The sequence below is a fragment of the Pseudomonas sp. PARCl1 genome (assembly GCF_947311875.1).
Taxonomy (GTDB): domain Bacteria; phylum Pseudomonadota; class Gammaproteobacteria; order Pseudomonadales; family Pseudomonadaceae; genus Aquipseudomonas; species Aquipseudomonas juntendi.
Genome location: NZ_CAMZMX010000014.1, coordinates 17557 through 38215 on the forward strand (window position 1 = coordinate 17557; position 20659 = coordinate 38215).

Here is a 20659-nt window from a genome sequence, read left to right on the forward strand (position 1 = left end):
TCCTGGGCCCACTGAACACCCGGAAGTTACAAAGAAAGCGACCTTAGGGTCGCTTTTTTTTTGCCTGTATGCTTCAAGAGCCCGCAGAGCGCTTCAGTTTCAGCCCCGGCGTTCTTCTTCACGCAACGTCAGCATTTCGAAACCGTCGTCCGTCACCGCCACCGTGTGCTCCCACTGCGCCGACAGGCTGTGGTCGCGGGTAACCACCGTCCAGCCATCTTTCAGTTCGCGCGTGCCGCGCCCACCCTGGTTGATCATCGGTTCGATGGTGAACACCATGCCTGGCTTGAGCTTCATGCCCATGCCGCGCTGGCCCACATGCAAGACCTCCGGTGCTTCATGCATCTGCTGGCCGATACCATGCCCACAGTATTCGCGCACCACGCTGTAGCCCGCGGCCTCGGCATGGGCCTGCACGGCGTGGCCGATGTCACCCAGCGTGGCCCCTGGGCGCACCTGCTCGATGCCTTTCCACAGCGCTGCATAGGTGGTGTCGACCAGGCGGCGGGCCTCGTCGCTGATCGTGCCAATGCAGTACATCTTCGAGGCGTCGGCGATGTAGCCGCCCTGTTCCAGGGTAATGTCGACGTTGACGATCGAGCCTTCCTCAAGCACCTCGTCGGCTTTGGGCATGCCATGGCACACCACATGGTCCACCGAGGTATTGAGCGAGTAGGGGAACCCGTACTGGCCCTTGCTCGCAGGCCGGGCCTTGAGCGTTTCGACAATGTAGGCTTCGGCGCGGTCGTTGATTTGCAGGGTGGTCACGCCGGGGCGGATGAAGTTGTCGAGGTCAGCGAATACCTGGGCCAGCAACTGGCCGGCCCGGCGCATCAGCTCGAGTTGGGCGGGGGTCTTGAGGATCACCTGGGGCATGGGGAAAGGGCGGTTGCTCATGCTGGAATTTGCCCCAGCATAGCGCCAGCGGGTGTTAAGTTGCCACCGCATGGTGCGCAGGGTGCGCAGGGTGCGCAGGGTACGCCAGAGCGCGGGCGTGGTAGAAGCGTCTGCTCCAGCTGGCCCACTAATTGCTGGCTACCTCCCATCCCGGGCCATCAACGTCGACAGCCCGCACATTCTCACGACAAAGGCGCCGTGTTGCCCCCGCTTGCTGCTGCAGGCCGGGGCAGCCGGCGCCTTTTTGCGTTTCCACAGGAGCCCGCCCATGGTCAATAACGAAGTGCGCAGCGTATGCCCGTATTGCGGGGTTGGTTGCGGCATCGTCATGAGCGTTGCCGATGGCAAGGTCGGCAAGATCAGCGGCGACAAGCAGCACCCCAGCAACTACGGCCGGCTGTGCACCAAGGGCCTTACCGCCCACTTGCCGCTGACGGCGGCCGGGCGCATGGAAGACGCCTACCTGCGCCAGCAACGCAACCAGCCGCCAGTGCGCGCCAACATGGACCAGGCAATTGCCGAGAGTGCTAAGCGCCTGCGTGGCATCATCGACCAGCATGGGCCAGACGCCGTAGCGCTCTACGTGTCCGGGCAGATGTCGCTGGAGGCCCAGTACCTGGCCAACAAGCTGGCCAAGGGTTTCATTCGCACCCGCCACATCGAGTCCAATTCGCGCTTGTGCATGGCCAGTGCCGGCAGCGGCTACAAGCTGTCGCTAGGCGCCGACGGCCCGCCTGGCAGCTACGAGGATTTCGAGCACGCCGATGTGTTTCTGGTGATCGGTTCGAACATGGCTGACTGCCACCCGATCCTGTTCCTGCGTCTGCTCGACCGGGTCAAGGCAGGGGCCAAACTGATCGTTGTAGATCCCCGGCGCAGCGCCACGGCGGACAAGGCCGACCTGTTCCTGCAGCTGCGCCCCGGCAGCGACATGGCCTTGCTCAATGGCCTGCTGCACCTGCTGCATCGCAATGGCCACACCCAACCGGACTTCATCGCCCGCCATACCGAAGGCTGGGACGACATGCCCGCCTTGCTCGATGACTACAGCCCCGAACGGGTGGCCGCCATCACCGGGCTGACCGAGGCCGACATCGTCAAGGCCGCGCAATGGATCGGCAGCGCCGGCAACTGGATGAGCTGCTGGACCATGGGGCTGAACCAGAGCATTCATGGCACCTGGCACAGCAATGCCATCTGCAACCTGCACCTGGCCACCGGTGCCATTTGCCGCCCTGGCAGCGGGCCGTTCTCGCTGACCGGCCAGCCCAATGCCATGGGCGGCCGCGAAATGGGCTACATGGGGCCCGGCTTGCCCGGCCAGCGCTCGGCGCTGGTGGCGGCTGACCGTGCCTTCGTCGAACAGCAGTGGCAACTGCCACCCGGTAGCCTGCGCAGCGAAGCCGGCGAGGGAACGGTGGCCCTGTTCGAGCAACTCAAGGCCGGTAAGGTGAAAGCCTGCTGGATCATCTGCAGCAACCCGGTTGCCAGTGTCGCCAACCGCCAGCAGGTGCTCGACGGCTTGCGCCAGGCCGACCTGGTGATCGCCCAGGACGCTTTCCTCGACACCGAAACCAACCGTTACGCCGATATCCTGCTGCCTGCCGCGCTGTGGGCCGAAGGCGAGGGCGTGATGATCAACAGCGAACGCAACCTGACCCTGATGCCCCGCGCTGTCGAGCCGCCCGGGCAAAGCCTGCCGGACTGGCAGATCATCGCCCGCGTGGCCTGCGCGATGGGCTATGGCGAGGCCTTCGATTACCCGAACGCCGAGGCGGTGTATGAGGAAATTCGCCGCTTTCACAACCCGGCCACCGGCTATGACCTGCGTGGCATCAGCTATGCCGACCTGCGTCAGCAACCCCGGCAGTGGCCCAGCGCCCCGGGGCGCGAGCAGCACCGCAGCCCGCTGCGTTACCTGAACGATGGCAGCAGCCAGACGCTGCTGCTCGATGACCAAGGGCAGCGGCCGGCTATCGCCTTCCCCACGGCCAGTGGCAAGGCACGCTTCTTCGCCCGGCCCTGGTTGCCCGCCGCTGAGTTGCCGGATGACGCCTACCCCCTGGTGCTCAACACCGGCCGCGTGCAGCACCACTGGCATACCCTGACCAAGACCGGCAAGGTACCGGCGCTGAACAAGCTGGAGCCCGGCCCGTTCGTTGAAATCCACCCGGAAGATGCCGCCCGTTTGGGCATTGCCGAGAAAGACCAGGTGGCCGTTCGCTCGCGGCGTGGCCAGGCCGTGCTCCCGGCGCGTATCAGCGACCGGGTAATGCCGGGCAACTGCTTTGCGCCGTTTCACTGGAACGACCTGGTCGGTGAGCAGCTGGCCATCAATGCCGTGACCTGCGATGCGCTCGACCCTCTGTCGTTGCAGCCCGCATTCAAGCACTGCGCCGTGGCCCTGCAGCGGGTTGCCGGCGAGCGTATCGATGCCCTTGAACTGCACACCTCCGTTGCCGAGCCTGCCAGCATGCCGACCGCCACCTTGTCCCGCCTGTTAGGCCTGGACACCTTGCCGGCCCCGGTGCTGGCCGACGACGAGCGCCACTATCTGCAAGGTTTTCTGCTGGGGCTGGCCCAGGCGCGCGCCGACGCTGTGCCCAGCCTGCCGGCCAGTGCGCCGCTGCCGGCCAGCCGGCGTATGTTCGTTGACGGCTTGCTGGCCGGGCTGTTCGCGACCCCTGCCCAGGCACCGGCCGCGGCGCCAGCCCAGCCGCTGCACCAGGTGGTATGGGCTTCGCAGACCGGCAACTGCGAACTGCTGGCCGAGCGCTGCGCCGAACGCCTGCGCGGCGCAGGCCTGCAGGTGCAGCTCAGTTGCATGCAGGCGACCCGCCCCAGCCAGCTGCGCGGCGCTGCCAGCGTGGTGTTCATTACCAGCACGTTCGGTGATGGCGAGGCCCCCGACAGTGCCGCGAACTTCTGGCAGGCGTTGCAAGGTGAGGAGGGCGGCCACTGCGCCGAGCTGCCGTATGCCGTGCTGGCCTTGGGCGACTCCAGTTATGAGCAGTTCTGTGGTTTTGGCCGCAAGCTGGACCAGCGGCTGGCCGAGCTGGGCGGCCGGCGCCTGCTGCAACGGGTGGACTGCGAGCCCGACTTCGACGAAGTGTTTGCCGGCTGGCTGGAGGCACTGCTGCCAAGCCTGGGGAGCACCGCCGCGGCACAGCCGGCCGGCGCAGCGGCACCCGTGGCGGTTTACACCAAGCAGCGGCCCTGGGCGGCCACCCTGCTGGAAAACCGGCTGCTCAACGGCCCCGGTGCCAGCAAGGAAACCCGCCAGCTGGTCTTCGACCTCAGTGGCAGCGGTTTCACCTACGCCGCCGGCGACGCCCTGGGGGTATGGCCACGCAATTGTCCGGCGCTGGTCGCAGAACTGCTGGCGCTGATGCAACTCGACGGCCAGGCGCTGGTGGAATTGAAGGGCCAGCCCGCCATGCCGCTGGCCGAAGCCCTGCAGGCACACCTGGAAATCGCCAAGGTCACCCCACAGCAACTGCAGGTGTTCGCCGCTAATGCCCCCGACCTGCAGCGCCTCCTGCAGCCCGAGTGCAAGGCCGAACTGCAGGCGTGGTTGTGGGGCCGGCAACTGGTCGATGTGTTGCGCGCCTTCCCGCAGCAACTGCCACTGGCCAGTTGGCTCGCGTTGCTCAAGCCGTTGCAGCCACGGCTGTACTCGATCAGTTCCAGCCCACTGGCGCACCCGCAACAGGTGCACCTGACCGTTTCCACGGTGCGCTACGGTGATCGCAACGGTGTGTGCTCCAGCTTCCTGGCCGACCGGGCACAGTCGTTGAAGGTGGCGATCTTTCCGCAGGTGTCGAAGCACTTCCGCCTGCCTGAGGACGATGGTGTGCCGTTGATCATGGTCGGCCCTGGCACTGGCATTGCGCCGTTTCGGGCGTTCCTTGAAGAGCGTGAAGCGCGCGGCGCCAGCGGGCCGAACTGGCTGTTCTTCGGCGAGCAGCACGCTGCGAGCGACTTTTATTACCAGGCGCAATTGCAGGCCTGGCAAGCCACGGGGCACCTGCGGCTGGACACGGCGTTCTCGCGTGACCAGGCGCAAAAGATCTACGTGCAGACGCGCATGCTCGAGCACGGGGCGCAGCTGTGGCAATGGTTGCAGGCCGGGGCGTACTTCTATGTCTGCGGTGATGCCCAGCGCATGGCCAGGGATGTGGATGCGGCCTTGCGGGCGATTGTCGCCGAGCATGGCGGCATGGATGCGGCGGCGGCTGATGCCTACGTCGACGGCCTGAACCAGGCCCGGCGCTACCGGCGTGACGTGTACTGATGTGCACCGCGATGGGCTGCAGTGCACTGTGAATGTGCGCAGCCGGTGCCGGGTGGCGGGCGAGCGAGCCCGCTGCTGTAAAGGCCTGGAACGCTGTGCAGGCCCGTGCAGGTGCGGGTTTGCGCGTAACGCGTCCACCCCCGGCACCAGGCTTGGCACACTCCCTGCTTAGCCCATGTAACAACAAAGCCCACTGATCAACGGCGATCAACCGGGCCCCCTACCGTGATGAATACAGGCAAAGGCGCCTGGAGCTTCGGCTCCAGGCGCTTTTTTTTTGATCGAGGATCGGCTTATGAAGGCAACAGCGAGCAGCGGGCAACGAGAGCGACTGGTCATCGTCGGCAACGGCATGGTCGGCCACCACTGTGTCGAACAACTGGTCAGCCGCGGCGCCCTGCAGCAGTTCGAGGTACGGGTGTTCGGCGAGGAGCGCCAGCGCGCCTACGACCGAGTGCACCTGTCCGAGTACTTTGGCGGTAGCTGTGCCGAAACCCTGGCCCTGTGCGAGCACGACTTCTACACCGCCAGCGGCGTGCACCTGCACCTTGGCGAAGCGGTCCTGCAGATCGATCGCGAGCGCGGCGAGGTGGTTACCGCCCAAGGCCGCTACGGCTACGACCAACTGGTCCTGGCGACCGGTTCCTACCCCTTTGTGCCGCCAATCGAGGGCTCCAGCGGTGATGCCCGCCTGGTCTACCGTACCCTCGACGACCTCGATGGCATTCGCGCTGCCGCCGCCAGCGCCCGCCGTGGCGTGGTGGTGGGGGGTGGCCTGCTGGGGCTGGAAGCGGCCAACGCCCTCAAGTCGCTCGGCCTGGAAGCCCACGTGGTGGAGTTCGCGCCACGGCTGATGCCGGTGCAGCTGGATGGCGAGGGCGGCGCAGCGCTCAAGGCACAGATCGAAGCACTGGGCGTGGGGGTGCACCTGTCGCGTGCCACCCAGTCGATCAGCCAGGGCGACGCCTACCGTTACCGCATGAACTTCGACGGTGGCCAATACCTGGAAACCGACCTGATCGTGTTCTCCGCTGGCATTCGCCCACAAGATGCCCTTGGCCGTGCCTGCGGCCTGGACATCGCCCCACGCGGCGGGGTGGTGATCGACGAGCACTGCCGCAGCAGTGACCCGCGCATCTTTGCCATCGGTGAATGCGCATCGTGGAACGGCAGCGTGTTCGGCCTGGTCGCGCCCGGCTACAGCATGGCGCGCAACCTGGCGGCATTGCTCTGCGGCGAGGCGCCGGTGCCGTTCAGCGGTGCCGACATGTCGACCAAGCTCAAGCTGCTGGGGGTGGACGTCGGTTCGATCGGTGATGCCCACGGTGCTACGCCCGGTGCACGCAGCTACCGCTTCATCGACGAAGCCAACAGCGCCTACCGGCGGCTGGTGGTGGATGCCAGCGGCAAGCATGTGCTGGGTGCGGTGCTGGTTGGCGACATCAGCTATTACGACACCTTGCTGCAGTATGCCCAGAACGGTATTGCCCTGCCGGCCGACCCCGCCGCGCTGATCCTGCCGCAAGGCGGCGCAGCACCAGCGCTGGGGGCCGACGCCTTGCCCGACAGCGCCACCATCTGCTCCTGCCATAACGTCAGCAAGGGTGCAGTCTGTGCCGCCATCGACAGCGGCTGCAGCGACCTGGCTGCGGTCAAGGGCTGCACCAAGGCGGCAACCGGCTGTGGCGGCTGCGCGGCCTTGCTCAAGCAAGTCTTCGAACATGAACTGACGGCCCGCGGTGTAGCAGTGGACAAGAGCCTGTGCGAGCACTTCGCCTACACCCGGCAAGAGCTGTACGGCATGGTGCGGGTGGAGGGCATCCGCACCTTCAGCGAATTGCTCGCACGTCACGGCAAGGGCCACACCGGCTGTGACATCTGCAAGCCGGCGGTGGGCAACATCCTTGCCTCCTGCTGGAACCAGCCGATCATGGACCCGGCGCTGGTGCCGCTGCAGGACACCAACGACACCTTCATGGCCAATATGCAGAAAAACGGCACCTACTCGGTGGTGCCGCGTATTCCGGGGGGTGAAATCACCCCGGACAAACTCATCGTGATTGGCCAGGTGGCCAAGAAGTACGACCTGTACACCAAGATCACCGGCGGCCAGCGCATCGACCTGTTCGGCGCCCAGCTGCACGAATTGCCTCTCATCTGGGGGGAGTTGATCGAGGCCGGTTTCGAAACAGGCCATGCCTACGGCAAATCGACCCGTACGGTGAAGTCGTGCGTGGGCAGTACCTGGTGCCGCTACGGCGTGCAGGACAGCGTGGCCATGGCCCTGCGCCTGGAAGACCGCTACAAGGGCCTGCGCAGCCCGCACAAGCTCAAGTTCGCCGTGTCTGGCTGCACCCGCGAATGTGCCGAGGCCCAGAGCAAGGACATTGGTGTGATCGCCACCGACAAGGGCTGGAACCTGTACGTGTGCGGTAACGGCGGCATGCGCCCGCGGCATGCCGAACTGTTTGCCACCGACCTGGACGACGAAACCCTGGTACGCCTGATCGACCGCGTGCTGATGTTCTACATCCGCACCGCCGACAAGCTGCAGCGTACTTCGGTGTGGCGTGAAAACCTCGAGGGCGGGCTGGACTACCTGAAACAGGTGGTCATCGACGACAGCCTGGGCCTTGCCAGCGAACTGGAAGCGCAGATGCAGCATGTGGTCGACCAGTATCAGTGCGAATGGGCCAACGCCCTGAACGACCCCGAGAAGCTCAAGCGCTTCCGGACCTTTGTCAACGACCAGCGCGCCGACCCGGACGTGCACTTCGTGCGTGAACGCGAACAACGCCGGCCTGCCGCGCCGCTGCACCTGATCCCCACTGTCGAGGAGGCTGTCTGATGATGCTGTCCAATGCTGCTGTGAACAAACGCGAGAACTGGCAGGCCGTGTGCCGGGCGCAAGACCTGGTGGCCGACTCCGGTGTGGTGGTGTGGCTCGACGGTGCCCAGGTGGCGCTGTTCTATCTACCTGGCCAAGCCCAGGCGCTGTACGCGGTGGACAACCGCGACCCACGCTCCGGGGCCAACATCATCGGCCGCGGCTTGGTGGGTAGCGTGCAGGGTGAGCTGGTGGTGGCGGCGCCTTTGTACAAGCAGCATTTCAGCCTGCACACCGGGGAATGCCTGGAGGACAGCGGGCAGCGCTTGCGGGTGTGGCCGGTGCGGTTGAAGGGCGACGCGGTGGAACTGGGTGTGGCCTGATTCTTGTGCATTGCCAGTGCCGGCCCTTTCGCGGGCTTGCCCGCTCCTACAGGTACAGCGCAGCCCTCAAGCCCTGCGATGACTCTGTGGGAGCGGGCGAGCCCGCGAAGAGGCCGGCACTAGTGCCTCAGAACACCAGCCCCTGCGGCGTGCGCCCGGCAAACACATCTACCAGGCTGGCCACCACCATCTCGCCCATGCGCGTGCGGGTCTGCACGGTGGCACTGGCCCGGTGCGGCTGCAGTACCACGTCCTCACGCTCGAACAACGCCTCGGGCGCTCGCGGCTCATCGGCAAACACATCCAGCGCCGCGCCGGCGATCTCGCCAGCCTGTAATGCCGCGATCAAGGCCGGTTCGTCCACCAGCTTGCCGCGCGCGATGTTGATCAGGTAACCCTCGCTGCCCAAGGCCCGCAGCACGTCGCGATCGATCAGCGCCTCACCCTTGTCGGCCGCCGCTGCAAGGATCAGTGCGTCGCTGTGCTTGGCCAACTGCAGCAGGTCGGCCTCGAAGCCGTATGGCACATCCAGCGCCTGCAAGTCGGTGTAGCGAATCGGGCAACCGAACGCGGCTGCCCGCTGCGCCACCGCGCGGCCGACCCGGCCCATGCCGACAATGCCCACGCGCATGCCCGACACCTGACGGGCCAGTGGCAACGGTGCCAGCGGCGTGGCACTGGTGGCCCAATGGCCGGCGCGCACGAAACGGTCACCGGTGCAGATGCCCCGGCACACACCGATCAGCAGGCCGATGGCGAGGTCGGCAACGTCCTCGGTGAGGGCGCCGATGGTCGCTGTCACCTGGATGCCGCGGTCGCGGGCGTAGGCCAGGTCGACCGCGTCGGTGCCGACACCATTGACCGCGATCACTTCCAGGTTGGGCAGGCGCGCCATCAGTGCCTGGCTGATACCCGTGTGGCCACCGGTGATCACGCCGCGGATATTGTCGGCATGCTGGCTGACGTAGGCGTGCTTGTCGGCCTGTTCGTAGTAGCGGTGTAGGGTGAACAACTGTTCAAGGCGCTCACGGATCTGCGGGATGAGGATCGGGCTAAGTTGCAGGACTTCGGGTTTCATCGGTCACTCCATCAGGAACAGGGTTCATCGAAAGCAAGGTTCAGCCACGGCCAACGAATGGCATGTTGCTGGCCATCACGGTCATGTTCAGCACGTTGGCGTTCAGCGGCAGCGCAGCGATGTAGCGCACCGCGTCGGCCACATGGCGCACGTTTAGCATTGGCTCGGCGGCGATCTCGCCATTGGCCTGGCGCACACCCCGGGTCATGCGCTCGGACAGCTCGGTCAGGGCGTTGCCGATGTCTACCTGGCTGCAGACGATGTTGTAAGGCCGGCCGTCCAGCGCCAGTGCCTTGGTCAGGCCCAGCACCGCATGCTTACTGGCGGTGTAGGGCGCGGTGAACGGGCGCGGGGTATGCGCCGATATCGAGCCGTTGTTGATGATCCGCCCGCCTTGCGGCTGCTGGCGGCGCATCAGGCCGAAGGCCGCGCGGGCACAGAGGAACACCCCATCGACGTTGGTAGCGATGACGTTGCGCCAGTTTTCCAGCGGCAGCTCGTCGACCGGTACGGCCGGGGCATTGATGCCGGCATTGTTGAAGATCACGTCGAGGCGCCCATGTACCTCCTCGACGGTGGCAAACAGCTGCGCGACGCTCTGTTCATCTCGCACGTCAGTGGCTACCGCCATGGCTTCACCGCCCGCAGCCTGCGCCTGTTCGACGACCGCTTGCAGCGGTTCGAGACGGCGCCCGGCGAGGACCAGGCTGAAGCCATCCTCCAGCAGGGCGAGGGCGACGGCGCGGCCGATGCCGCTGCCGGCGCCGGTGACCAGAGCGATTTTCCTGTTCTGCTTCATTTCGTCACTCCAGGGGAATCAGGCAGCGTTGGCGGCTTGCCCGGCAGGGCGGGGGCCGACGTGCAAGTGCAGTTCGCCGATACCGTCGATGCCGGCGTGGAGGGTGTCGCCTGGGTTCAGCGCCGCCACCCCGGGCGGGCTGCCGGTCATGATCAGGTCGCCCGGGCGGAGCGGCAGCTGGCGGGACAGCCGGCTGATGACTTCGGCCAACGTCCAGGTCTGCTGGCTGAGGTGGGCACGCTGGCGCTCCTGGCCATTGACCTGCAGCCACAGCGTCGCATTCAGCGGCCAGGCGCACTCGCTGGCGGGGACGATGGCAGTCATGGGGGCCGAGGCCTCGAACACTTTGGCCGCCTCCCAGGGGAGGCCCTCGGCCTTGGCCTTGCGCTGGTGATCGCGCCGGGTCATGTCCAGGCCGGCGGCAAAGCCGAACACGTGTTCCAAGGCATGCTCCGGGGCGATGTCGGCACCGCCCTTGGCGATGGCTGCGACCAGCTCGATTTCGTGGCAGAACTCGTCGGTCTGCGGCGGGAAGGGCAGCTCGCCCGCTGCCTCGACCACATTGCTCGCTGGTTTCATGAAGAACACCGGCTCCTGTGGCGCCGGCCCGTAGGTTTCCGGCCATGGGTAGTTGCGGCCCAGGCAGAACACCCGGCCGACCGGAAAGCGCACATCGCTGCCGCGGATCGGCAGGCTGACGATGGCCGGGGGGGTGAACAGGTAAGTCATGGGTCAATCCTCCTTGCTGGGGTGGCCAGCGTATGTCACGGGCTGGCCGGTAAAGTTGGACGAAAGCGGGGTTGGGTTGGACTATCCAGGCAACCTGTACCGGTCCTATCGCCGGCAAGCCTGCGCCCACAGGTCCAGGCAACTGCGCAGGCCTTGTGGGAGCTGGCTTGCCAGCGATGAGGCCAGCACAGGCCGTGGGAATCTCAAGCTGCAGTCTTGAGCTCGATGCGGTACAGCTTCCCCAGCAGCAGCGAATACGAAAGCGTCCCCATCAACGCCACCGCGCCAATGAACCAGAACGCCATGGCGAATGAACCGCTGGCCTGCACGATCGCGCCAATCACGATGGGCGTAACGATGCCGCCAATGTTCGCGGCCAGGCTGGTAATCCCGCCGGTCAGGCCGATCAGCTCCTTGGGCGCCACTTCCGACACCGCCGCCCATGACGACGAAGCGATACCCTGGGCAAAGAACGCCAGGGTCAGGACGGCGATGCACAGCACGTTGGAGTCGGTGAAGTTCACCAGCACGATCGACATGCCCAGCATCGAGCCCACCACCAGCGGCAGCTTGCGGGCGAACGACAGCGAGTACCCCTTGCGGATCAGCAGGTCGGAGACGATGCCCGCCAGCAGGATGCCCACCGTAGCGCCAATGAACGGCATGACCGCGAAAATGCCGACCTTGATCAAGGTCAGCTGGCGCTCTTCGATCAGGTAGGTCGGGAACCAGGTCAGGAAGAAATAGAGTGCCGAGGTGCTGGCGAACTTGCCCAGGCAGATCGCCCACACCTGGCGGTAGCGGAACAGCTCGGCGACCTGGCGCCAGTCGAAACGGGTGCGTTGCTGGCTGCTTTTGACCAAGCCGCCGCCGTTCTCTATGTAGGCCAGTTCTTCCTTGCTGACCTTCTTGCAGTTCAACGGGTCGCGGTACAGGAACAGCCACACCACGCCGAACACGATGCCGACCAGGCCCGTGCTGTAGAACACATGGCGCCAGTCGTAGGTGGTCGCCAGCCACAGCAGGGCGCCAGTGAACAGCGCCGTGCCCAGGTACTGGCCGCATACGTAGATGCTGCTGGCCATGCCGCGCTCGCGGGCGGGGAACCACACGGTGACGGCGCGGCTGTTGGCCGGGAAGGCCGGGGCCTCCATGGCACCGACCGCCAGGCGCAGGCCGAACAGCGAGGCAAAGCCACTGGCCAGGCCCTGGGCCACGGTCACTGCCGACCAGCTGATCAGCGACACGCCGTAGGTCAGGCGCGAGCCGAAGCGGTCGGCGATGAAGCCTGCCGGCACCAAGGCCAGGGCGTAGGTCCAGGCGAAGGCGGAGAAGATCAGGCCCATCTCCACCTTGTCCAGGCCAAGGTCCTTGGCCATGAACGGCGCGGCGATGGAAATGTTCACCCGGTCGACGTAGTTGATGATGGTCGCCACCAGCAGCAGCGACAGCATGAACCAGCGGCGGCGGGTGGGCAGGCGCTGGGCAGGGGCCGCGTCCAGCGCGTACGACGACGCGGCGCGGGGGGTAGGCGTGCTCGACATGAGTCGACCTCGTTTGTTGTTGTTGGTAGAGGTTGGGCTGCAGTCCCTCTACTAAGGTGGTCGTACAACGTCTTGAATGCAACGGCAGTTTTAGATCGTTTTTTTCACGGGAGGCGAGGGAAGACTGCACTGTCCAAAAAATCGAGAGGTAGGGTTTTGACCGGTTTTTCTGCTGGGTGTCGCATTTCTAGCGGGCTGTGGACGTTCAGGGTTGCGCAGGTTTTTGCAGACAGGTTTAATTTGATGAGTTTGGACATCGTACAACTTGTGTTGCCTGCTCCCGCCTCTTCGCGGGCTTGCCCGCTCCCACAGGTGCAGCGCAGCCCTCAAGCCCTGTGATGATGCTGTGGGAGCGGGCGTGCCCGCGAAGCGGCCGGAACAGGCAGCGCCCTTCTGGAACCTGGAGTAAGCCCAATGCCCCCAAAGCGCGAGGTCCCGACCTACGTCATGCAGCAGCGCAGCGAGCTGATGGACTTCTACATCCGCGACCAGCGCGGCCGCCCCGCCGAGACAGCGCCACATCGCCACGAGTACTTCCAGATCCAGGTCAACCTGGGCGGCGACACGGTGCAACACATCGGTAGCGTGCAGCGCCCCTTCAGGCGCAACACCCTGGCTTTCATCCTCCCGCACCGGGTGCATGTGATCCCGCACCCGGCCAACAGTGACTTCGTGGTGATCAACTTCTCCCAGACCTTCCTGCTGCCGCACTTGGCCTGTGACCCGATGGACCTGGAAGAGGTGTCGATCCTGCAGGCGCCAGAGCTGTCCCCCTTCCGCTTTCAGGAGCACCTCGACTTTTGCCTGGGCGAGGCCGACTTTGCCGAGTTACGCCAAGTCCTCGACCGCATGCGTGTACTGGATGCCAACCGCCGCTTCGGCACCCGCGAAATCCTCAAGGGCCTGTTGCTGCAACTGATCGGCCAGGTCTGTGGCCTGTATGCCGAGCCGCTGCGCGAACTGGCCGAGAGCAATGCCGCACAGCTCAGCCGCCGCGCTGCGCTGGGCCGCATGAGCGAATACCTGCGCAGGCATATCGACGACCCCGACCTCAACCTGCAGAAGGTCGCCGCCGCCACCTACCTGTCGCCTACCTACTTGACCCACTGGCTGCGCAAGGAAATCGGCAAGACCTTCAGTGAGCTGGTGCTGGAGCGGCGCATGCACGCCGCACGCAACTACCTGCTCAACGGCAGCCGCCCGGTGGGCGAGGTGGCACGGCTGTGCGGCTTTGCCGACGAAGCCTACTTTTCCCGACGTTTCCGCCAGATCCACGGCCTGCCACCCGGGCAGTTCCGCCGCCAGCAGCGCGACCCGGATACGCCGCAGGTGGCGATGCGGTAAGCTTGCCGGCATGAACCTCGACACCCGCATCAAGTACCGCCACCTGCTGTGCTTTCTGGAGATTGCCCGGCAGGGCAGCCTGGCCAGGGCTGCCAACGTGCTCGCCATCAGTCAGCCGGCGATCTCCAAGACCCTCAAGGAGCTCGAAGACCTGCTGGAAACGCGGCTGTTCGCACGCAGCCGCCAAGGGGTCGAGCTGACGCCGGCCGGTACGCGCTTCATGCGCTATGCCGGGCCCAGCGTGCAAGCCCTGCGCGATGGCGTCAGCAGCCTGCGCGGCGAGGCACGGGCGCCGTCGCAGGTCCGCATCGGCGTGCTGTCCACGGTCGAGGGCCTGCTCATGCCCGAAGTGCTGTGCCGCCTGCATCAGCGTCATGAGGCGCTGGTGATCAGGGTGGTGACCGGGGTCAGCGCACAACTGCTTGGCCAACTGCACCTGGGGGAACTGGAGCTGGTGGTCGGGCGCATGACCGACAGCCCGCAAATCCAGGGTTTGTCGTTCGAGCACCTGTACAGCGAGTCGATGAGCCTGGTGGTACGCCCAGGTCACCCACTGCTGGCCCGCACCCCCGTGGAGCGCGGCCAGGTAGGGCGTTACCCCTTGGTCTTGCCGCCTGCGGGTACCACCATCCGCCAGCATGCCGACAGCCTGTTCGTGCAATGCGGCATCCAGATGCCGGCGCAGCGCCTGGAAACGCTGTCCCTGGCGTTGAGCCGGCGCTACCTGTTGAGCAGTGACGGCGTGTGGGTGGCGCCGCGCGATGCCGTGCTGCTCGACCTGCGCCGTGGCGAGCTGGTCGAACTTGACCTGGGGGTGCGTGAACCCGGTGGCTCGGTGGGCATCTGTCGCAATGCGGCCCTGCCGCAAAGCCTGCCGGGGCAGTGGGTGTGTGAAGTGCTGCGCGAAGTGGCCGGGCAGTACCGCGAGGGCGTTTACCCCTGAGCCGGCGCTGTCAGCAGGGCGCTCAGCGCCTTGAGGTGGAACCGGCAGCCGCAAGGCCTTCCTGCCGTGCGCGAGGCTGTGGAACTATTCCCTCTTTGTTGGCTCTTATGCCGGTAGCCATGGGTTGGGGACGCCTGATAAGCTCGCGGCTTCTACCCTGATTGCCCTTATGGCGCATGAACAAGGAAATGACATGAAACAGCATCGTTTGGCGGCTGCGGTTGCCCTGGTTGGCCTGGTACTGGCTGGCTGTGATCAACAGGCCAGCAGCCCCGAGCTGAAGACCCCGGCGCAGAAAGCCTCCTACGGAATTGGCCTGAACATGGGCAAGAGCCTGGCTCAGGAAGGCATGGAAGACCTTGATTCCAAAGCAGTCGCCCTCGGTATCGAAGACGCCGTTGGCAAGAAAGAACAGCGTATCAAGGACGAAGAGCTGGTAGAGGCCTTCACCTCGCTGCAGAAACGTGCCGAAGAGCGCCTGGCCAAGGCCAGCGAAGAAGCCGCCTCTGCTGGCAAGAAGTTCCTTGAGGAAAACGCCAAGAAGCCGGGTGTCGTAACCACCGCTTCGGGCCTGCAGTACGAAGTGATCAAGAAGGCCGACGGCCCGCAGCCCAAGCCGACCGACGTGGTGACTGTTCACTACGAAGGCAAGCTGATCGATGGCAAGGTCTTCGACAGCTCCGTCGAGCGCGGCAGCCCCATCGACCTGCCGGTGAGCGGCGTCATCCCAGGTTGGGTCGAAGGCCTGCAACTGATGCACGTTGGCGAGAAGTACAAGCTGTTCATCCCGGCTGAACTGGCCTACGGTGCACAAAGCCCAAGCCCGCTGATCCCGGCCAACTCGGTACTGGTGTTCGATCTTGAACTGATCGCCATCAAGGACCCGGCCCAGCTGCAAGGCGCTGAGCCGGACGCTGAAGCCCCCGCTGAAGCGCCTGCCGAAGCCCCTGCCAAGTAATACTGGCTGTTTGCCGAAAACGCCCCGTCTTTACGGGGCGTTTTCGTTTCAGCTGCTTGGACGAACCTGCCACTGCTGATACTGTCCGAGGAAATGCAGCGTGAAGAAGTAGGACGCTTCTGACGCAAGTCGCTCGCGGCGCTGGTAGCAACAGCCTGTAACGACTGTGTAAAAAACGCCCGATCTGACCGGGGCCCTTGCCTGGCAGGCACCCAGGGTCAGAAACTGTGGCCTGTTCACAAGGTTATCCACAATAAATGTGGATAACCTTTTCCCTCTCGGAGGTTCCATGAGCGCACCCTGGAATTTCGCCCGTTTCCTGCCCTTGGCCGAGCGCCTGCTTAGCCGCGGCCGGTTGCCGGCCTTGCTGTTCGCCGTGGCGCGCAAAGGCCCACGCCTTGGCCAGTTGCGTGACGACGTGAAATTGCTGCAGTCGCTGTGCCTGGCATGGTGGCGCGGCGAATACCGCGCCATCAGCCCCAAGGCGCTGGTGACCATCGTCGCTGGCCTGCTGTATTTCGTCAGCCCCATCGACGCTATCCCCGACTGGTTGCTGGGCGTCGGGTTCCTCGACGACATCGCAGTGCTGGGCTGGGTACTGAAAACCGTGGCCGACGAACTGGCCCGCTTCAGGGCCTGGCGCGACAGCCAGGCACCCGAGCGGCTACGCGTGGTCGAGCGGCTGCCCGCGACACCGGAAGCACTGCGCCTGGAGCGCAATACCCGGTAAAACCGAACTTTTGGGTAGCTGGCCTGGCTTGGAGTCTGTCGGCTACAATGACACCTACAGACATTAGAGACTCGTCCATGGACAAGCTAAGCCTGCACGCCAAAAAAGCGTGGTTCGCCAAGCATCGCACTGCGAATTTCGAAAACAGCCTGCGCCTTGAAGGCTTTATCGTGCCGCCAGACGACGGCAAAGCGAAGTTGCCTGCCCGTGCTGCTGCACGCGAAGCCGTGCGGCAACTCAAGGCTTGAGTGTCGACAAGTATGGGGTCTATCAAGACCCTGATTGCTACCCTGACACGGACGTCCTGAAGAACCTTCTCAATCTGCGCAATGCAGAGGATCTGACGGAAGCTGAGCGTTACCTCACCCAGGTAGCGGCATCGCAGCTGGAGTTCGAAGAGCCTCCATACGATCTAGGTACATTAAAACGAATTCACCGCTGTCTGTTTTCCAGTATCTACAGTTGGGCTGGAGAAACTCGATCCGTAAAGATCAGCAAGGGCCATAGCCACTTCTGTGTACCGGACCGTATCGAGCCAGAGGTAGCGAAAGAGTTTTCCAGAATGGCGCGGGCGGGCTGGTTTGAAGGCTACTCTCGTGATTCGCTCGTGGTTTCCGTTGCTCAATCGTATGGAACATTGAATGTCGCTCATCCCTTCCGTGAAGGTAATGGTCGGGCTCAGCGTGTTCTGTTTGAATGGCTAGTCGTGAACGCTGGTTTCGAGATTACCTGGGGACGGGTTGGCCAGGAGCAGTGGGTAGCGGCGAATATCGAGTCTTTTCAAGGCAATGACCAGGCTTTGGAGCTCGTCTTCAATCAATGTATCGGCGCTCCGATCAGGGAAGCCAACGATCCATCTTGATACTTGTTCTCTGATTCTGTGGGTGCTTCAGCGATTGCAAACTGGCGGTGACATTCATTGGGGGCCGACCTCGTCTGACGATGTCCGCTCTCGAGCACGCCTGCTGGAAATCTCTTACAATGAGATATAACAGAAGGGGAGCAGCCCGATTGCCGTTCGCTATTGGCTGTCATCCGGATGGATGAGAGGGCAGGGTTGCCGCGCTGTACTGCAACGCCTATGCCGGCTCCCCCAGATAGGCCGTATGGATTGCATGCTGTAATCCTTGTTGAAGGGGTTTGTAATGGGTATTCAGGTCATCAGCCGCGACGGTCAGCCCGAGTACGCCGTGGTTCCCTGGGAGCAGTACCAGGCGCTGCTGCAGGCTGCAGGGCAGGCACCTGCCGAGGCCGGTGCCAGCGAGCCGGCTCCCGCCGCAGCCGTTGCAGCGCTGCCGGCGTTCAGTGAAGTTGCACAGATCCGCCAGGCCAAGGGCATCGCGCCTGAGCAACTGGCGCGCAATGTTGGGGTCAGCCCGGCCTACCTGGCCATGATCGAATCAGGCGAACGCCACCCGGATGCCGCCATCCGCCGTGCTCTGGCCTGGCACCTGGGGGTCGCAGGCTGGAGCGAGCCATCATGAGCCAGGTCAGGATCAGCCGTCAGCATTGGGACAACCTGCTGGGCGAGCTTGACCTGGCCCGCCGTCAACGTCACTTGCTGACTTACAGAGCGCTGATCGAGCGCTTGCAATTGCCCAGCCCGGCCATGCAGACACTCACCGCTGCGCTGGAATACCTGGCGGTGCTGGACGCGCGTGCCGAGCAACCGCTACGCAGTTCGTTGGTCATCAGCCAGGGCGCCAGCCGCTTGCCGCGTACCGGCTTTTTCGAATGCGTAGAGCGCCTGGGGCGCTTTTCCGGCCCGATCGACGGTATGGAGGCCGCGTCGTGGCATGCTTCCGAAGTGGTGCGGGTGTTCGAATACAGCTACCCCGAAAGCGCCTGATCGCCAGCTGCACCGGGTTTTATCCAGGCAGGCATGAAATGAAAGGGCCGGGCATTTGCATGCCCGGCCCTTGTTGTGTCGCGACAGCCAGCGGCCTTACTTCTTGGCCACTTTGCTGCTGGCGCTGAGGTAGTCGATCAGGATGCGACCGGTTTCTGCCAGGTAGGCGTCGTCTTCCGGCTTGGTGTTTTCATCCTCGGCCGGCAGCGCGTCTTCGTCCTCTTTCTTCAGCTCTTTGAGCGGTTCTTCACCTTTGGCCTTGCGGCGGGTGTTTTCCAGCGCCAGTTGTTTCGCCTCGATCTCGTCGTGGCGGGCACGGCGGTCCTGCTCGTTGAGGCTGACGGTTTTCTCGTTCATCAGCTTCTGGGTCAGGGCCAGGCGGTCGCGGATGTAGGTGAACTCGGCATCCTTGTCGCTACGTGCCTCATGCTGGGCCTTGAGCTGCGCCAGGAACGGTTTGAACGGGTCGGCAGCGGGCTTGACCACCGGGCGAATGGTGTCCCAAGGCATGGCCTCGGGCAGGGCGCTTTCGCCGATTTCCTTGGTGTCGATGATCGATGGGTAGTCGATGTCCGGCAGTACGCCCTGATGCTGGGTGCTCTGCCCGGATACCCGGTAGAACTTCGCCAGTGTCAGCTTCAGCTCGCCATGGTTGAGCGGCTGGATGGTCTGCACGGTGCCCTTGCCGAAGGTCTGGCCGCCAATGATCAACGCGCGGTGGTAGTCCTGCATGGCACCGGCGAAAATCTCCGAGGCCGAAGCCGAGAGGCGGTTGACCAGCAGCGCCAGCGGCCCTTTGTAGAAGGCACCGGGATTTTCGTCTTCCAGCACGTCGACCCGGCCATCGCTGTTGCGCACCAGCACCGTCGGCCCTTTCTCGATGAACAGGCTGGTCAGTTCGGTGGCTTCCTGCAACGAGCCGCCGCCGTTGTTGCGCAGGTCGATGACCACGCCGTCGACTTTCTCTTTCTGCAGCTCGGTGAGCAGTTTCTTCACGTCACGCGTGGTGCTCTTGTACTCCGGGTCGCCGGCGCGATAGGCCTTGAAGTCCAGGTAGAAGGCCGGGATCTCGATGATGCCCAGCTTGTAGTCACGCCCGTCCTGCTTGAGCTTGAGCACAGACTTCTTCGCCGCCTGCTCTTCCAGCTTCACCGCCTCGCGGGTGATCGACACGATCTTGCTGGTCTGGTCGCTCGGCGCGTTGCTGGCCGGGATGACTTCCAGGCGCACCACCGAGCCTTTCGGGCCGCGGATCAGCTTGACCACTTCATCCAGGCGCCAGCCGACCACGTCGACCATTTCCTTGTTGCCCTGGGCGACACCGATGATCTTGTCTGCCGGTGCCACCTGCTTGGTCTTGGCTGCCGGGCCGGCCGGCACCAGGCGCACGATCTTGACCTGGTCGTTGTCGCTTTGCAGCACTGCGCCGATACCTTCCAGCGACAGGCTCATGTTGATGTCGAAGTTTTCCGCGTTGTCTGGCGACAGGTAGTTGGTATGCGGGTCGTAGGACTGGGCGAAGGTGTTGATGTAGGCCTGGAAGATATCCTCGGCACGGGTCTGGTCCAGGCGCGCCAGCTGGTTCTTGTAGCGCTTGGTCAGGGTTTCCTGGATCTGCTTGGGCTCTTTGCCGGCGATCTTCTGGCGCAGCACTTCGTCTTTCACGCGTTTGCGCCACAGGTCGTCAAGCGCAGCCTGGTCCTTCAGCCATGGCGCGTCCTTGCGGTCGATCAGCAAGGTTTCCTTGGTGGTGAAGTCCATTTTGTCCACGCCCTTGTTCAGCTCGGCCAGGGCGAAGTCCAGGCGTTGCTTGACGCGGTCGAGGTAGCGCTTGTAGATGGTGAAGCCCGGGTCGAGGTTGCCGCTTTTGAGGAAATCGTCGAATTGCGTTTTCCACTTGTCGAATTCGGCGATATCGGCCGCGGTGAAGTAGCTGCGCGCCGGATCCAGCAGCTTGATGTAGCTGTCATAGATGATGACCGAACGGGCGTCATCCAGTGGCGGCTTGCTGTAATGGTGGCGCTTGAGCAACTCCACCACATTGAGGCTGGCGACAATCTCGTCGCGGTCGGGTTGCAGGCTGTCCCATTTGTTGGCGGCCGCTGCATTGCCGCCGAGCGCGAGGCTGCCCAGGCCGATCATCATGGCCAGGGCGGTGCTTGGGAGGAAATGCTTCATGCTGATTCGACGTGGGGGCAATTGATCACGCATAGTAGGCCGTCTTTTCCGTTCGCCGGTTCCAAAAGAGCCGGGCGCATACTGCAAAAAGCCTGGGCACAACGAT

General features: G+C 64.2%; 17 protein-coding genes. 11 read left to right on the plus strand and 6 right to left on the minus strand.

All coding sequences use genetic code 11. From position 1 onward, the window contains the following. Window positions 1-99: 99 nt before the first annotated feature. Entirely contained in the window at window positions 100-897 is a 798-nt protein-coding gene (gene map, locus QME24_RS10185; protein ID WP_281690832.1) for a type I methionyl aminopeptidase, read from the minus strand. 268 nt (window positions 898-1165) lie between these two features. Between map and QME24_RS10190 the strand changes: the two genes are divergently transcribed. The 3 genes from QME24_RS10190 (at window position 1166) to nirD (ending at window position 8401) form a co-directional block, all read left to right on the plus strand. Then, the gene (locus QME24_RS10190; protein WP_281690833.1) at window positions 1166-5191 is read left to right on the plus strand and encodes a bifunctional nitrate reductase/sulfite reductase flavoprotein subunit alpha; all 4026 of its coding nucleotides are present in this window, start codon (window positions 1166-1168) and stop codon (window positions 5189-5191) included. Between the two features lie 295 nt (window positions 5192-5486). Further along, window positions 5487-8039, plus strand: a complete 2553-nt coding sequence (nirB, locus tag QME24_RS10195; protein ID WP_281690834.1) for a nitrite reductase large subunit NirB — start codon at window positions 5487-5489, stop codon at window positions 8037-8039. Beyond that, complete coding sequence (gene nirD / locus QME24_RS10200) at window positions 8039-8401, plus strand: nitrite reductase small subunit NirD (protein WP_009686226.1); 363 nt, start codon at window positions 8039-8041, stop codon at window positions 8399-8401. Before nirB ends, nirD begins: the two co-directional genes overlap by 1 nt. A 127-nt stretch (window positions 8402-8528) precedes the next feature. Here nirD and QME24_RS10205 read toward each other — a convergent pair whose 3' ends face one another. The 4 genes from QME24_RS10205 to QME24_RS10220 all read right to left on the minus strand — a co-directional run bounded on the left by QME24_RS10205 (window position 8529) and on the right by QME24_RS10220 (window position 12551). Further along, on the minus strand, window positions 8529-9479 hold the full coding sequence (locus QME24_RS10205) for a 2-hydroxyacid dehydrogenase (RefSeq protein WP_154211812.1): 951 nt from the start codon (window positions 9477-9479) through the stop codon (window positions 8529-8531). A gap of 40 nt (window positions 9480-9519) precedes the next feature. Beyond that, complete coding sequence (locus tag QME24_RS10210) at window positions 9520-10278, minus strand: SDR family oxidoreductase (protein WP_232892676.1); 759 nt, start codon at window positions 10276-10278, stop codon at window positions 9520-9522. Between the two features lie 18 nt (window positions 10279-10296). Then, a complete protein-coding gene (locus QME24_RS10215) occupies window positions 10297-11007 on the minus strand; it encodes a fumarylacetoacetate hydrolase family protein (protein WP_154211813.1) in 711 nt (236 codons plus the stop codon). Between the two features lie 203 nt (window positions 11008-11210). Beyond that, window positions 11211-12551 (minus strand): MFS transporter, encoded by a 1341-nt coding sequence (locus QME24_RS10220; protein WP_009686232.1) that lies wholly within the window; start codon window positions 12549-12551, stop codon window positions 11211-11213. A gap of 414 nt (window positions 12552-12965) precedes the next feature. Here QME24_RS10220 and QME24_RS10225 point away from each other — a divergent pair, with 414 nt between their 5' ends. The 8 genes from QME24_RS10225 to QME24_RS10260 all read left to right on the plus strand — a co-directional run bounded on the left by QME24_RS10225 (window position 12966) and on the right by QME24_RS10260 (window position 18375). Further along, a complete protein-coding gene (locus QME24_RS10225; protein ID WP_173887859.1) occupies window positions 12966-13895 on the plus strand; it encodes an AraC family transcriptional regulator in 930 nt (309 codons plus the stop codon). 10 nt (window positions 13896-13905) lie between these two features. After that, window positions 13906-14838 carry a pca operon transcription factor PcaQ gene (pcaQ, locus tag QME24_RS10230; protein ID WP_009686234.1) on the plus strand — a complete coding sequence of 311 codons (933 nt, stop codon included), beginning with the start codon at window positions 13906-13908 and terminating at the stop codon, window positions 14836-14838. Between the two features lie 193 nt (window positions 14839-15031). After that, on the plus strand, window positions 15032-15796 hold the full coding sequence (locus tag QME24_RS10235; RefSeq protein ID WP_009686235.1) for an FKBP-type peptidyl-prolyl cis-trans isomerase: 765 nt from the start codon (window positions 15032-15034) through the stop codon (window positions 15794-15796). A 289-nt stretch (window positions 15797-16085) separates the two neighbouring features. Continuing rightward, window positions 16086-16526, plus strand: a complete 441-nt coding sequence (locus QME24_RS10240; protein ID WP_029885873.1) for a YkvA family protein — start codon at window positions 16086-16088, stop codon at window positions 16524-16526. A 77-nt stretch (window positions 16527-16603) separates the two neighbouring features. Then, on the plus strand, window positions 16604-16774 hold the full coding sequence (locus QME24_RS10245) for a YhfG family protein (RefSeq protein WP_009686237.1): 171 nt from the start codon (window positions 16604-16606) through the stop codon (window positions 16772-16774). Beyond that, on the plus strand, window positions 16771-17388 hold the full coding sequence (locus QME24_RS10250) for a Fic family protein (RefSeq protein ID WP_029885874.1): 618 nt from the start codon (window positions 16771-16773) through the stop codon (window positions 17386-17388). Before QME24_RS10245 ends, QME24_RS10250 begins: the two co-directional genes overlap by 4 nt. 283 nt (window positions 17389-17671) lie before the next feature. Then, window positions 17672-18010, plus strand: coding sequence for a helix-turn-helix transcriptional regulator (locus QME24_RS10255; RefSeq protein ID WP_029885875.1), 339 nt, complete (start codon window positions 17672-17674; stop codon window positions 18008-18010). Further along, window positions 18007-18375, plus strand: coding sequence for a hypothetical protein (locus tag QME24_RS10260; protein ID WP_009686241.1), 369 nt, complete (start codon window positions 18007-18009; stop codon window positions 18373-18375). Before QME24_RS10255 ends, QME24_RS10260 begins: the two co-directional genes overlap by 4 nt. 96 nt (window positions 18376-18471) lie before the next feature. Here the strand turns inward: QME24_RS10260 and QME24_RS10265 are convergent, their stop codons facing one another. After that, window positions 18472-20553: a carboxy terminal-processing peptidase gene (locus QME24_RS10265; protein WP_165944151.1), complete on the minus strand. Its 2082-nt coding sequence runs from the start codon at window positions 20551-20553 to the stop codon at window positions 18472-18474. Between the last annotated feature and the right edge of the window lie 106 nt (window positions 20554-20659).

What these genes read in the sequence shown, in the direction of transcription:
- QME24_RS10255 (WP_029885875.1), top strand. Translation starts at nt 17,672, where the DNA reads ATGGGTATTCAGGTCATCAGCCGCGACGGTCAGCCCGAGTACGCCGTG.
- nirD (WP_009686226.1), top strand. Translation starts at nt 8,039, where the DNA reads ATGATGCTGTCCAATGCTGCTGTGAACAAACGCGAGAACTGGCAGGCC.
- map (WP_281690832.1), bottom strand. Translation starts at nt 897, where the DNA reads ATGAGCAACCGCCCTTTCCCCATGCCCCAGGTGATCCTCAAGACCCCC.
- QME24_RS10240 (WP_029885873.1), top strand. Translation starts at nt 16,086, where the DNA reads ATGAGCGCACCCTGGAATTTCGCCCGTTTCCTGCCCTTGGCCGAGCGC.
- QME24_RS10220 (WP_009686232.1), bottom strand. Translation starts at nt 12,551, where the DNA reads ATGTCGAGCACGCCTACCCCCCGCGCCGCGTCGTCGTACGCGCTGGAC.
- QME24_RS10225 (WP_173887859.1), top strand. Translation starts at nt 12,966, where the DNA reads ATGCCCCCAAAGCGCGAGGTCCCGACCTACGTCATGCAGCAGCGCAGC.
- QME24_RS10235 (WP_009686235.1), top strand. Translation starts at nt 15,032, where the DNA reads ATGAAACAGCATCGTTTGGCGGCTGCGGTTGCCCTGGTTGGCCTGGTA.
- QME24_RS10210 (WP_232892676.1), bottom strand. Translation starts at nt 10,278, where the DNA reads ATGAAGCAGAACAGGAAAATCGCTCTGGTCACCGGCGCCGGCAGCGGC.
- QME24_RS10205 (WP_154211812.1), bottom strand. Translation starts at nt 9,479, where the DNA reads ATGAAACCCGAAGTCCTGCAACTTAGCCCGATCCTCATCCCGCAGATC.
- QME24_RS10190 (WP_281690833.1), top strand. Translation starts at nt 1,166, where the DNA reads ATGGTCAATAACGAAGTGCGCAGCGTATGCCCGTATTGCGGGGTTGGT.
- QME24_RS10245 (WP_009686237.1), top strand. Translation starts at nt 16,604, where the DNA reads ATGGACAAGCTAAGCCTGCACGCCAAAAAAGCGTGGTTCGCCAAGCAT.
- QME24_RS10260 (WP_009686241.1), top strand. Translation starts at nt 18,007, where the DNA reads ATGAGCCAGGTCAGGATCAGCCGTCAGCATTGGGACAACCTGCTGGGC.
- nirB (WP_281690834.1), top strand. Translation starts at nt 5,487, where the DNA reads ATGAAGGCAACAGCGAGCAGCGGGCAACGAGAGCGACTGGTCATCGTC.
- pcaQ (WP_009686234.1), top strand. Translation starts at nt 13,906, where the DNA reads ATGAACCTCGACACCCGCATCAAGTACCGCCACCTGCTGTGCTTTCTG.
- QME24_RS10215 (WP_154211813.1), bottom strand. Translation starts at nt 11,007, where the DNA reads ATGACTTACCTGTTCACCCCCCCGGCCATCGTCAGCCTGCCGATCCGC.
- QME24_RS10265 (WP_165944151.1), bottom strand. Translation starts at nt 20,553, where the DNA reads ATGAAGCATTTCCTCCCAAGCACCGCCCTGGCCATGATGATCGGCCTG.